Annotated in this window: 13 protein-coding genes; 11 read left to right on the forward strand and 2 right to left on the reverse strand. The window is 69.9% G+C overall.

Going from position 1 to position 11,945, the window contains the following annotated elements; genetic code table 11:
- Window positions 1-26 precede the first annotated feature (26 nt).
- Entirely contained in the window at window positions 27-1,316 is a 1,290-nt protein-coding gene (locus HDA39_RS40250) for a nicotinate phosphoribosyltransferase (RefSeq protein WP_238357327.1), read from the reverse strand.
- Window positions 1,317-1,434: 118 nt separating this feature from the next.
- Here HDA39_RS40250 and clpS point away from each other — a divergent pair, with 118 nt between their 5' ends.
- The 6 genes from clpS to HDA39_RS40280 all read left to right on the forward strand — a co-directional run bounded on the left by clpS (window position 1,435) and on the right by HDA39_RS40280 (window position 5,403).
- A complete protein-coding gene (gene clpS / locus HDA39_RS40255) occupies window positions 1,435-1,722 on the forward strand; it encodes an ATP-dependent Clp protease adapter ClpS (protein ID WP_184804610.1) in 288 nt (95 codons plus the stop codon).
- Window positions 1,719-2,276: a DUF2017 family protein gene (locus HDA39_RS40260; protein ID WP_184804613.1), complete on the forward strand. Its 558-nt coding sequence runs from the start codon at window positions 1,719-1,721 to the stop codon at window positions 2,274-2,276. The genes clpS and HDA39_RS40260 overlap by 4 nt, the downstream gene beginning before the upstream one ends.
- A gap of 399 nt (window positions 2,277-2,675) precedes the next feature.
- Window positions 2,676-3,653, forward strand: a complete 978-nt coding sequence (locus tag HDA39_RS40265; protein WP_184804617.1) for an aldo/keto reductase — start codon at window positions 2,676-2,678, stop codon at window positions 3,651-3,653.
- A 64-nt stretch (window positions 3,654-3,717) separates the two neighbouring features.
- On the forward strand, window positions 3,718-4,170 hold the full coding sequence (locus HDA39_RS40270; protein WP_184804621.1) for a Mov34/MPN/PAD-1 family protein: 453 nt from the start codon (window positions 3,718-3,720) through the stop codon (window positions 4,168-4,170).
- Between the two features lies 1 nt (window position 4,171).
- Window positions 4,172-4,450 carry a MoaD/ThiS family protein gene (locus tag HDA39_RS40275; protein ID WP_184804623.1) on the forward strand — a complete coding sequence of 93 codons (279 nt, stop codon included), beginning with the start codon at window positions 4,172-4,174 and terminating at the stop codon, window positions 4,448-4,450.
- Window positions 4,451-4,455: 5 nt separating this feature from the next.
- Window positions 4,456-5,403: a PLP-dependent cysteine synthase family protein gene (locus HDA39_RS40280; RefSeq protein WP_184804626.1), complete on the forward strand. Its 948-nt coding sequence runs from the start codon at window positions 4,456-4,458 to the stop codon at window positions 5,401-5,403.
- On the opposite strand, the gene HDA39_RS40285 is transcribed toward HDA39_RS40280, so the two are convergent.
- Window positions 5,400-6,317, reverse strand: coding sequence for a Gfo/Idh/MocA family oxidoreductase (locus tag HDA39_RS40285; RefSeq protein WP_184804629.1), 918 nt, complete (start codon window positions 6,315-6,317; stop codon window positions 5,400-5,402). The genes HDA39_RS40280 and HDA39_RS40285 overlap by 4 nt on opposite strands.
- Window positions 6,318-6,482: 165 nt before the next feature.
- On the opposite strand from HDA39_RS40285, the gene HDA39_RS40290 reads away from it, so the two are divergent.
- The 5 genes from HDA39_RS40290 to HDA39_RS40310 are packed head-to-tail and all read left to right on the forward strand — an operon-like array spanning window position 6,483 to window position 11,945.
- On the forward strand, window positions 6,483-8,267 hold the full coding sequence (locus tag HDA39_RS40290; RefSeq protein ID WP_184804632.1) for an ABC transporter substrate-binding protein: 1,785 nt from the start codon (window positions 6,483-6,485) through the stop codon (window positions 8,265-8,267).
- 2 nt (window positions 8,268-8,269) lie between these two features.
- Window positions 8,270-9,247: an ABC transporter permease gene (locus HDA39_RS40295; protein WP_337926102.1), complete on the forward strand. Its 978-nt coding sequence runs from the start codon at window positions 8,270-8,272 to the stop codon at window positions 9,245-9,247.
- Complete coding sequence (locus tag HDA39_RS44015; RefSeq protein WP_337926103.1) at window positions 9,225-10,178, forward strand: ABC transporter permease; 954 nt, start codon at window positions 9,225-9,227, stop codon at window positions 10,176-10,178. The genes HDA39_RS40295 and HDA39_RS44015 overlap by 23 nt, the downstream gene beginning before the upstream one ends.
- The gene (locus HDA39_RS40305) at window positions 10,175-11,158 is read left to right on the forward strand and encodes an ABC transporter ATP-binding protein (protein WP_184804634.1); all 984 of its coding nucleotides are present in this window, start codon (window positions 10,175-10,177) and stop codon (window positions 11,156-11,158) included. The genes HDA39_RS44015 and HDA39_RS40305 overlap by 4 nt, the downstream gene beginning before the upstream one ends.
- On the forward strand, window positions 11,151-11,945 hold the full coding sequence (locus tag HDA39_RS40310) for an ATP-binding cassette domain-containing protein (RefSeq protein ID WP_184804637.1): 795 nt from the start codon (window positions 11,151-11,153) through the stop codon (window positions 11,943-11,945). The genes HDA39_RS40305 and HDA39_RS40310 overlap by 8 nt, the downstream gene beginning before the upstream one ends.

The following is an 11,945-nucleotide window of genomic DNA, read 5'->3' on the forward strand; positions in this document are numbered from 1 at the left end:
GGTCAGACCTGGGACGTGCACCGTCCTCACATCGTGCTGCGGGGTGCGTACGGGTTGCGGGTGTTCAGGTCGCCCGTGTAGTCCGTCGGGATCGCCGGTTCGCCCCGGCTGAGTTGGCTGGCGCTGCGGGGGAGTTCGTCGCGGACCTTGAGGTGGTGGGCCTGGGACTCCTCGGGGGTGGTGCGGCCGACGATCTTGCCGGACTCGACGAGGGACCTGAGCAGGACGCGGTCGTCGCCGTCGTCGACGGGGGCCTCACCGACGCCGATCACCTCGGCCTCGGCGACGCCCAGGCGGTTGCGGCGGCGCAGCGCGTACTTGCGGCCGCCGATCGAGATCTTGTCGGGGCTCTTCTTCGCGACCGGGACCATCGTGCCGTCGCCGTCCTCGCGGGCGACGAGTTTGTAGACGAATCCGCAGGTCGGGTAGCCGCTGCCGGTGACCAGGGACGTGCCCACGCCGTACCCGTCGACGGACGCAGGCGCGAGGGCGGCGATCTGGTACTCGTCGAGGTCGCTCGTCACGATGATCCGCGTCTTCGTCGCGCCGAGCGCGTCCAGCTGCTCGCGGACCTGGCCGGCCAGCGACGGGAGGTCGCCGGAGTCCAGCCGTACGGCGCCCAGCTCCGTCCCGGTCACCTCGATCGCTGTCCTGACCGCCTCGGTCAGGTCGTACGTGTCGACCAGCAGCGTCGTGCCCTTGCCGAGCGCGTCGACCTGCGAGACGAACGCGTCCCGCTCGGTGTCGTGCAGCAGCGTGAACGAGTGCGCCGCCGTACCGGCACTCGGGATGCCGAAGCGCCGCGCGGCCTCCAGGTTCGAGGTGGTCGCGAAGCCCGCGATGTACGCCGCCAGCGCGGACGCGACCGCGGCCTCCTCGTGGGTACGCCGCGAGCCCATCTCGATGCACGGCCGGCCGCCGGCCCACCAGGTCATCCGCGACGCCGCCGAGGCGACCGCCGAGTCGTGGTTCAGGATCGACAGGAACACGGTTTCCAGCAGCACGGCCTCGGCGAACGACGACTCGACGACCAGCACCGGCGAGCCCGGGAAGAAGATTTCGCCGTCGGCGTAGCCGGAGATGTCCCCGCTGAAGCGGTAGCCGGCCAGCCAGTCGCAGGTCGCCTGGTCCACGACACCCCGCTCCCGGAGGAACTCGACCGTCGCCGCGTCGAAGCGGAACCGCTCCAGCGCGTCGAGCAGACGGTTCACGCCCGCCACCACGCCGTACCGGCGCCCGTCGGGCAGCCGGCGGGCGAACAACTCGAAGACCGACCGGCGGTGCGCCGTGCCGTCGGCCAGCGCGGCCTGCAGCATGGTGAGCTCGTAGTGGTCGGTGAGCAGGGCGGTCGTAGGCTCCACTGAGCTGGTCCCGGTGCTAGTCACAAGGGCAGCCTATTGTGAGACGAGAACCCGTAGTGGAGAGAATGGGCCCGTGACCACCGCACCGAGCGAGCTCGCCAGCCCCGAAGTCGACGAGGCGATCGAGCTGAGCCCACCGTGGGTGACGATCGTCTGGAACGACCCGGTGAACCTGATGGACTACGTCACGTTCGTCTTCCAGACCTACTTCGGCTACTCCAAGCAGAAGTCGGAGAAGCTGATGAGGCAGGTCCACGAGGAGGGCAAGTCGGCCGTGTCCAACGGCAACCGCGAGGCGATGGAACGCGACGTCGAAGCCATGCACACCTACGGCCTGTGGGCCACCTGTGAGAAGTCGTGACCCGGTTCCGCAAACGCCGCAAGACCGTCGTCGTCAGCTTCGCCGAGCACGAGGCGGACATCCTGTCCAACCTCCTGCGCAACCTGGTCGAGCTCCTGTACGACGGGATGCCGCCGCGCGCCACCGCCGCCGGTGACGACCCGCTGGCCGCGCTGCTCGACTCCGACGGGCCGACCGCGCCGCCGGAGGACGTCGTACTGCAGCGCTTGCTGCCGAACGCGTACTCCGGTGACGACATGGCCGCGGCCGAGTTCCGCCGGTTCACCGAGCGCGGCCTGCGCGACGGCAAGGCCAACGACGCCAAGCGCGTCCTGACCGCGCTGGAGGACGAGTCCGCCGAGGACGGCATCCCGCTCGAGCCCGACGACCAGCTCGCCTGGCTGCGCGCGCTCAACGACCTCCGGCTGGCGATCGGCACCCGCCTGGACATCAAGGAGGACGACGACTACGCCGTCTGGGAGAAGCTCCCCGACGACGACCCACGCCGGCTCACGTACGACCTGTACGACTGGCTGGGCTACCTGCAGTCGGCGCTGCTGCACAACATGCGCTGACCCGCCCGCCGCCGCACACCCCACCCGCCACGTTCCGCCCGCCGTACCGCCCATCACCCGCCGCCTCGCCCCGCTGCACCGCGCATCACCCCGCCGCCCTGCGCTGCCCCGGCCTCGCGCTACTCCGCCAGGTTCCGTCGCCAGTCTCCGGACCCACTTTGAGCACGGCTCAACCACGTTTCCGGCCCTACGACGACTGGCCGGTGCACAAAGTGCCGTTCTCGGCAGCGGCGTCACCGCCGGGCCGCCGAGGCGCGGTCGTCAGCAGAGACGCACTTTGTGCACCGGTCAGTCGTCGGGGCGGTGGAAATGTGACTGGGTCGTGCTCAAAGTGCGGTTGGTGGTCGGGGAGGGGCATTGCGGTGGGTTGCTCGGGGGCGGGCGCCTAGTGTTGGCGGCATGGAGAAGCGGACGCTGGGTCGTACGGGGCGGGATGTCGGCGTGGTCGGGCTGGGGGCCTGGCAGTTGGGAGCCGACTGGGGTGAGGTCGGCGAGGACGCGGCGCTCGGCGTACTGCGGGCTGCTGTGGACGGTGGCGTCACGTTCATCGACACCGCCGACGTGTACGGCGACGGGCGGAGCGAGCGGCTGGTCGGGCAGGTGCTCAAGGAGTACGACGGCCTGACCGTCGCCAGCAAGATGGGTCGCCGGGTCGAGCAGAAGCCCGAGAACTACACGCTGGACAACTTCCGCGCCTGGAACGACCGGTCCCGCGAGAACCTGGACGTCGAGACGATCGACCTGGTCCAGCTGCACTGCCCGCCGACCTCGGTCTACTCCACCGACGCGGTGTTCGACGCGCTCGACGAGCTGGTCGCCGAGAAGCGGATCGCGGCGTACGGCGTGAGCGTTGAGACCTGCGCCGAGGCGCTGACCGCGATCGCCCGGCCGAACGTGGCGTCGGTGCAGATCATCCTGAACGCCTTCCGCCTGAAGCCGCTCGACGAGGTCCTGCCGGCCGCGGCGGAGGCCGGGGTCGGGATCATCGCCCGCGTCCCGCTGGCCAGCGGTCTGCTGTCCGGCAAGTACGACGAGAACACGACGTTCGGCGCCGACGACCACCGCACCTACAACCGCCAGGGCGAGGCCTTCGACGTCGGCGAGACGTTCTCCGGCGTCGAGTTCACGACCGGCCTGGAAGCGGTCCAGCGCCTCCGCCCGGAGGTCCCGGCCGGCGCGACGATGGCCCAGTTCGCGCTGCGCTGGATCATCGACCAGCCCGGCGTGTCGGTCGTCATCCCCGGCGCCCGCAACCCCGACCAGGTCGCCGGCAACATCGGCGCCGCGTCCCTTGCGCCGCTCAGCGCCGACCAGCTCGCCACCGTGCAAGCGACGTACGACGACCTCATCCGCACCCAGGTTCACGGCCGCTGGTAGTCCACATGCTGGACGGGATCCCGGGTTGGCCGGGAGCCCCGGGCGCGCTCCGTATCGTGGAACCGTGCTCACCATCGACCAGGCGACCTACGACGCGATCGTGGCGCACGCGCGGAAGGATCATCCGGACGAGGCGTGTGGTGTGGTCGCGGGGCCGGAGGGGTCGGACCGGCCGAGCCGGTTCGTTCCGATGCTGAACGCGGCGATGTCGCCGACGTTCTACGAGTTCGACTCCGGGGACCTGTTCCGGCTCTACCGGGAGATGGACGAGCGCGACGAGGAGCCGGTGGTGATCTACCACTCGCACACCGCGACCCAGGCCTACCCGTCGCGGACCGACATCGACCTCGCGCAGGAACCGAACGCGCACTACGTGCTGGTCTCCACCCGCGACGGCGCGGACCGGGCGTCGTACGACGGCCCGGTCGAGTTCCGGTCCTACCGGATCATCGACGGCGCGGTCACCGAGGAAGAAGTGAAGATCGTGGCGGACTACACCGAACCAGGAGACAACTGAGATGGCGATCGAGCTTCGCGTCCCGACCATTCTGCGGACCTACACGGGAGGCGAGAAGGCGGTGAACGGCGACGGCAGCACGCTGGCCGAGTTCATCGACAACGTGAACGGCGCCCACCCGGGCCTGAAGGAGCGGATCGTCGAGGGCGAGCCCGAGGAGCTGCGGCGGTTCGTCAACGTGTACGTGAACGACGAGGACGTGCGCTTCACCGGCGGGCTGACCACCGGCGTCAAGGACGGCGACGTCGTCGTCGTACTGCCGGCCGTCGCCGGCGGCTGACCCCGATGCGTTTCGACAGCCTGCTCGACTCCGTCGGCGGTACGCCGCTGGTCGGGCTCCCGAAGCTCTCGCCGTCGGCCGACGTCCGGCTGTGGGCCAAGCTCGAGGACCACAACCCGACCGGCTCGATCAAGGACCGGGCGGCGCTGCGGATGCTGCTGGACGCCGAGAAGGACGGCCGGCTCCGGCCGGGCAACACGATCCTCGAACCGACCTCGGGCAACACCGGCATCTCGCTGGCGATGGCGGCCAAGCTGCGCGGCTACCGGATGGTCTGCGTGATGCCGGAGAACACGTCCGAGGAGCGCCGCCAGATCCTGCGGATGTGGGGCGTCGAGATCATCTCCTCGCCCGCCGCGGGCGGATCGAACGAAGCGGTCCGGGTCGCCAAGCAGGTCGCCGAGGAACACCCGGACTGGGTGATGCTCTACCAGTACGGCAATCCCTCGAACGCGATGGCGCACTACGACGGCACCGCGCGCGAGATCTTCACCGACCTGCCGTCGATCACCCACTTCGTCGCCGGGCTCGGCACCACCGGCACACTGATGGGCGCGGGCAAGTTCTTCCGCGAGCACAAGCCCGAGGTGCGGATCGTCGCCGCCGAGCCGCGCTACGGCGAGCTCGTCTACGGCCTGCGCAACCTCGACGAGGGTTTCGTGCCCGAGCTGTACGACGCGACGCTGATCGACGGCCGCTTCTCGGTCGGTCCGCGCGACGCCGTCCGGCGGGTGCGTGAGCTGCTCGACAACGAGGGGATCTTCGCCGGCATCTCGACCGGCGCGATCCTGCACGCCGCGCTCGGCCAGGCGGCCAAGTGCGTGCGTGACGGCGAGCAGGCCGACATCGCGTTCGTGGTCGCCGACGGCGGCTGGAAGTACCTGTCGACCGGTGCCTACGAAGGCACCATCGACGAGGCCGAGGACCGCCTCGAAGGCCAGCTCTGGGCTTAACTCAGCCCGAGTGCCTTCCGCCGGGTGACCCGGTACGACGCCGCGAAGGCCTGCCCGTCGAACGCCACGTCGTCGATCCGCGGATCGTCGTGGAGCGCGATCCAGCTCCCGCCGTGCTTGGCCGAGGCCAGCCCGGCGATCACCGCGAGCTCCGGCTCGACCAGCTCGGCGAAGCTGACCGGCTGGTCGCGCTCGCCGCTCAGATGGCCGACGGTGACGTCGATGAACCGGGCGTAGAGGTCGGTCCCGCCGGCCTCGACGTGGTGAACCCCGCCGCCGTGGACGAGCGTCGCGAAGAATCCGTACCCGCCGGTCCCGGCCGGCGCCACGGCGACCACCGCGGTGCGTCCGTCGCGCCAGCGCAGCTCCACCCGCCGGCCCTCGTCGTCGAGCGACCGGGCCGCCTCCACATCCGGACCCAGTAGTCCGGACAGCAACGAGTAGGCATGGATCCCGTAGTCGAGCGGATGGCCGTACGTCGCGGCGTACGCGGTCACCACCTCGTGACCGGTCTCCTGCCAGTCGGCGACGGCGGCCGACCAGCGCAGCGCCGAGCCGCCGCTCAGGCGCACGCCGGAGTCCGCCCAGCGGATCAGCTCGCGCAGGTCGGCGGCGCGGCCGGCGAACGGCTTGCAGAGATGGATCGGGACTCCGGCCTCGGCGAAGGGCCGGGCGCGGACCAGGTGCTTGTCCCAGTCGACGCTGTGGATGAACACGGCGTCGACCGCGCCGACCAGCTCCTCGGGGTCGTCGACGACCGACAGTCCGTGCTCCGCGGCGTACCCGCGGGTGTAGTCGTCGTCGACCACGGTCTGACCGCCGTACACGGCGACCACCTCGTGGCCGCGCTGTCGCAGGAGCGGCAGGAAGGCTGCCGGGTGGGAGGTGTCGAGATCGACGACGCCGATGCGCATGGCCAGCGACTGTATTACGGACAAGCGAGTTGCCACAACAGTGCGCCCCGAAGTTGGAAAGCTGTTCCCGGAAGTCGTTGACAGCGCGCTCTCCGCGTTCTACGGTCACGACCATAAGTCGAGTTCCGGACGTCAGAAAGGCGGGCACCGCAGATGGGTAAGCGCGTGACTTCGATCTCGGTGCCACCGGCCGGCCCGTCGCGGAGGGACTTCTTGCGGCTGTCGGGCCTGACCACGCTGGCGCTGGGCGGGACCTCGGCGCTCAGCGGCTGCGGGCTGTTCGGCAGCGACGGGAACGAGGCGGTGGCCGGTCAGCAGCAGCTGACGATCGACTACGTCCCCGTCGAGGTGCTGGACCCGCAGCTGATCACCAACGGCATGTGGATCCTGAGCCGGGGCATCTCGGAGGGCCTGGTCGTCCAGAACGACAAGGGCGACGACGTGGTGCCCGGGGTCGCCAGTGAGTGGAAGCTGTCCGACGACCGGCTCACCTACACCTTCACGCTGCGCGACAACGCGAAGTGGTCGAACGGCGATCCGGTGGTGGCGTCGGACTTCGAGCGCTCGTACAAGCGGCTCTTCACCCCGGCCGCGTCGTCGGCCGGCGGGACGACGCTCGGCGCCAACAGCTACCAGACGACGACCGCCATCAAGGGCGGCGAGCAGTTCCTGTCCGGCGTCCTGACGGACTGGGCGCAAGTCGGGGTCAAGGCGACCGGCGATCGTGAGCTGGTCCTGACGCTGGCCAACCCGAACCCCGACTTCCTGCTCGCGCTGACCCACCCGGCGCTGCTGCCGCTGCCGATGAACCTGGTCGAGAGCAAGCCCAAGGACTGGCAGAACCCGCCGAACTTCGTCTCCAACGGGCCGTTCACGGTGACCGAGTGGGTGGCGAACTCCCGGCTGGTCCTGGTCCCGAACGAGAACTACTGGGACCGCGACAAGGTGAAGCTCAGCCGCATCCAGGTCAACCTCGTCGAGCCGAGCGCGGCCGCGACGGCGACCGTGTCGTACGAGAACGGCGAGACCGACCTGACCCAGGTCACCGGCGCCGACGTCCTGCGCTTCCAGAAGGACGCGAACCTGTCGAAGGAGCTGCAGCAGACCGAGAACTACAGCATCCTGTACCTGGCCAAGCTGCGCAGCCAGCACAAGGCCCTGGACGACGTACGGGTTCGCAAGGCTCTCTCATTGGCCCTGGACCGCAAGACCCTGGCCGGCGTCTCACCCGGCCAGGAGCCTGGCGTCTCGCTCGTCACCAGCCGGACCGCGGGCTGGGACGACAGCATCGCCATCAAGGAGAACGTCGCCGAGGCCAAGGCCCTGCTGGCCGCGGCCGGCTACCCCAACGGGCAGGGGCTGCCGCCGGTCCGCATCCTGATCGGCGTCACCGACACCACGCTCGCGGACGCCATCATCGACGTCTGGACCAAGCAGCTGGGCATCAAGGCGAGCCTCGACCACGTCGAGTCCGGCGTGTACGTCGAACGCCGGTGGGCGGTCCAGAAGGGCGACTACATCGGCTACTACTACGGCACGTTCGCCGGACTGCCGACCTGGCCCACGATGGTCGGCTCGCTCTGGTCGCCGAAGAACGTCCAGGAGCTCAGCCTGCCGAGCGACCAGTGGCAGAAGTACCAGGCGATCCAGCAGAACAAGGACCTCAAGCCCGCCGAGCGGTCGGCGCAGTTGCAGACGATCCTGGACGGCCAGTCCTCACCGGCCGCGAAGGAGATGGCGTCACTGGTCACCAAGGCGGCCGGTGAGCCGGATGACAAGAAGCGGATCGACCTCTACAAACAGGCGGCCAAGCTGCGCGAGGAGGAGTACCTCTACCTCCCGGTGCTCTGGCAGAGCCTGTACCACGCGGTCAAGCCCAAGGTCCAAGGCCTGAAGCTGCGGGCCTACCCGGACTACTTCTACTTCAAGTCGATGGGCGTAGGGAGCTGAGAGTGGGATTCGCCGCGTACCTCGGCAAGAGGATAGTCCGGCTGGTCCTGTCGCTGCTCGCGGTCTCGGTGCTCACCTTCACCCTGCTGCAACTTGCCCCGGGCAACTTCGCGGACCTGCAACGGGTGAACAGCGGAGCGACCAACTTCGGCGGCGTCGGGACCGAGTCGGTGGTCGGCGAGCTGGCGTCGAGGTACGGCGACGACGTACCGATGTGGAAGCAGTACCTGATCTTCATGAAGGGCGCGCTGCAGTGGGACTTCGGCCCGTCGTACAAGTACGCGAGCCGGGACGTGCAGGACATCATCGCCGAGGCCTTCCCGGTCTCGGCCACGCTGGCCCTGATCGCGGTGGTGCTGGCGTTGCTGATCGCGGTGCCGATCGGTGTGTTCGCGGCGCTGCGGCACAACTCCAAGACCGACCACGGCACGATGTTCCTGGTCACCCTGGGCCACGCGCTGCCGAGCTACCTCACCGCGGCGTTCCTGATCCTGCTGTTCTCCGCGACGCTGAAATGGCTGCCGTCCGGAGGCTGGAGCGGGCCGGCCAACCTGGTGCTACCCGTCCTGGCACTGAGTCTCGGGCCGGCCGCCGTGCTGGCGCGGTACGTACGGTCGAGCATGCTCGAGACCCTGCGCGAGGAGTACGTCACGGCGGCGCTGGCCAAGGGCGGTCCGCCGCGGACCGTGATCGTGCGGCACGTTCTGCGCAACTCCCTGATCCCGCTGGTCACCGTCGTCGGACCGTTGCTGGCGGCCCTGATGACCGGCACGGTCTTCGTCGAGGCGCTGCTGCGCATCCCCGGGCTCGGCCTGTACTTCGCGAACGCGGCGGCCAGCCGGGACATGCCGTTGCTGATGGGCACCGCGCTGTTCTTCGCGCTGATCCTGATGGTCACGAACCTGGTGGTCGATCTGGTGTACGGCGTTCTCGATCCCCGCATTCGCAGCGAAGGAGGTGGGTCCCATCACGGACATTGACGGCGGCAAGGCCGCAGAAGTTGCCATCGGCAACACTGTCGAGGAGCCGGTCGTGGCGGCCGCCGGGCCCCAGGCGACCCGCGCCCGCGGGCCGTGGGCCCGGGCCTGGGGCAGGTTCCGGCAGCACCGGCTGGCGTTCGGCAGCCTGATCTTCGCCGCGCTGCTGGTCGTGGTGGCACTCGCGGCGCCACTGATCGCGCCGTACGGCTACGGCGAGACCGACGTCGCGAACAAGCTGGCCGGGCCGGGCTTCGACGGGCACCTGCTGGGCACCGACCTGCTCGGCCGCGACATCCTCAGCCGGCTCATCTACGGTCTGCGCACCGCGCTGACCGTCGCCTTCGGCGCCGAACTGACCGCGCTCGCGCTGGCCCTGATCATCGGTCTGGCCGCGGGGTACCTCGGCGGGCGGGTCGAGTCGGTGCTGATGGCGGGCACCGACGTGATGTACGCGTTCCCCAGCTACCTGTTCGCCGTCGTGATGGTGACCGTGCTCGGCCGCAGCGTCTTCGCGCTGGTGGTCGCGATCGGCATCGCCTCATGGGTCACCCAGGCGCGCCTGGTGCGCGCGCAGGTGATGACGCTGAAACAGCGCGAGTACGTCGAGGCGGCCCGGTCGATGGGCGCGAAGGGCGCGACGATCGCCGTCCGCTACATCCTGCCCAACGCGATCGGCCCGATCCTCGTCACCACGAGCTTCGCGATTCCGGCCGCGATCGCCGCCGAGGCCGGCCTGGCGCTGCTCGGGCTCGGCGTACAGCCTCCGACGCCGTCCTGGGGAGCGATGATCAGCGAGGGCAGCCGGTACCTGCTGGCGGCACCGCACATGCTGGTGGCCCCGGCCGTCCTGTTCGCCCTCACCCTGCTCGCCTTCACCTGGATCGGCGACGGGCTGCGGGACGCGTTCGACTCGAGTGGGGAGCAGCGATGACCGGGCGGGACGACGTGCTGCTCGGCGTACGGAATCTGCGGACGGCGTTCCAGCGCAGCGACGGGGAGCCGCTGACCGCGGTCGACGGCGTGACCTTCGACGTCCGTCCCGGCCAGGCGCTGGCCATCGTCGGGGAGAGCGGCAGCGGCAAGAGCATCACCGTTCGCAGCGTGCTGCGCGTGCTGCCGAAGACCGCGCGGGTGACCAGTGGCGAGGCGCACTTCGGTGGGCGCGACCTGCTGACGCTCAGCGAGAAGGAGATGCGCCGCATCCGCGGCCGCGAGATCGGCATGGTCTTCCAGAGCGCGATGGAGGCGATGAACCCGACGCTGACGCTCGAACGTCAGCTGACCGAGCACCTGCTCTGGCACGGCCTGTGCACCAAGGCGGAGGCGCGGAAGCGGGCCGTGCAGGCCCTCGGCGACGTCGGCATCCCCGAGCCCGAGAAGCGCATCCGCACCTACCCGTTCCAGCTGTCCGGCGGGATGCGGCAGCGGGCGATGATCGCGATGGCGATGGTGACCCGGCCCGCGCTGCTGATCGCCGACGAGCCGACCACCGCGGTCGACGTCACCGTGCAGCGGCAGATCCTCGAGCTGCTGGCCGGGCTGAAGGAGTCCGGGACCGGCATCATCATGATCACCCACGACCTGGGCGTCGCGCGCTCGTTCTGCGACGACGCCGTCGTGATGTACGCCGGCCGCGTGGTCGAGCGGGCCCCGACCCGCGAGCTGCTCGACGAACCACGCCATCCCTACACGGTCGGGCTGATCGGGTCGAGTGTGGAGGTCGGTGGGCGCGGCCTGCCGCTCGCGCCGATCCCGGGCAGCCCGCCGGACCTCAGCCGAAGGCCCGAGGGGTGCTCGTTCCATCCGCGGTGCTCGCGGGCCGAGCGGCCGAGGTGCCACACCGAGCAGGAGATCCTCAGCATCGGCCCCGGCCGCCAGGCCGCCTGCTGGAAGGTGACGTCCGATGCCTGAACAGAGTCCGAGCCCGGTGCTGGTCCGCGCCGAGTCGGTCACGAAGGTCTTCTCGACCCGGGCGGGTGACGTCCGCGCCGTCGACGACGTCAGTCTCGGCATCCGCCGCGGCGAGACCCTGGGGCTGGTCGGGGAGAGCGGCAGCGGCAAGTCGACGATGGCGCGGATCGTGATGGGCCTCCAGGCCTGCACCAGCGGCCGCGTGCTGTTCGACGGCCAGGACCTGGCCGCGCTCCCGGCGCGGGAGCTGCGGGAGGTGCGCCCGCGGCTGCAGATGGTCTTCCAGAACCCGTACGGCTCCCTGCTCCCGCACTTCACCGCGATCGCCAACGTGACCGAACCGTTGCGGCTGCACGGCCGCGACGACAAGTCCGTACGCCGGGACAAGGGCATGGAGCTGCTGGAGCTGGTCGGGATCAACCCGCGGCACGCGGACCTGTACCCGCGGCAGTTCTCCGGTGGCCAGCAGCAACGGATCGCGATCGCCCGGGCGCTGGCCCTGGAGCCCGACCTGCTGGTCTGCGACGAGCCGACGTCGTCGCTCGACGTCTCGATCCAGGCGCAGATCCTGGAGCTGTTCATGGACCTGCGCGCGAAGCTCGGGCTCACCTGCCTGTTCATCTCGCACAACCTCGCGGTGGTCGAGCGGCTGGCCGACCGGGTCGCGGTGATGCACCACGGCCGCGTCGTCGAGGAGAGCGCGACCGAGGAGCTGTTCAGCAGCCCGCAGGAGGACTACACCAAGCAGCTCCTGGACGCCGTACTTCCCGTACGGCGTGACGTCTGA

This window comes from Kribbella italica, from assembly GCF_014205135.1.
Classification (GTDB): domain Bacteria; phylum Actinomycetota; class Actinomycetes; order Propionibacteriales; family Kribbellaceae; genus Kribbella; species Kribbella italica.

Bases quoted from the DNA above. Each gene is read 5' to 3' on its own strand.
- HDA39_RS40250 (WP_238357327.1), bottom strand. From the start codon at position 1,316: ATGCTGCAGGCCGCGCTGGCCGACGGCACGGCGCACCGCCGGTCGGTC.
- HDA39_RS40285 (WP_184804629.1), bottom strand. From the start codon at position 6,317: ATGCGCATCGGCGTCGTCGATCTCGACACCTCCCACCCGGCAGCCTTC.
- HDA39_RS40310 (WP_184804637.1), top strand. From the start codon at position 11,151: ATGCCTGAACAGAGTCCGAGCCCGGTGCTGGTCCGCGCCGAGTCGGTC.
- HDA39_RS40280 (WP_184804626.1), top strand. From the start codon at position 4,456: ATGCGTTTCGACAGCCTGCTCGACTCCGTCGGCGGTACGCCGCTGGTC.
- HDA39_RS40305 (WP_184804634.1), top strand. From the start codon at position 10,175: ATGACCGGGCGGGACGACGTGCTGCTCGGCGTACGGAATCTGCGGACG.
- HDA39_RS40275 (WP_184804623.1), top strand. From the start codon at position 4,172: ATGGCGATCGAGCTTCGCGTCCCGACCATTCTGCGGACCTACACGGGA.
- HDA39_RS40265 (WP_184804617.1), top strand. From the start codon at position 2,676: ATGGAGAAGCGGACGCTGGGTCGTACGGGGCGGGATGTCGGCGTGGTC.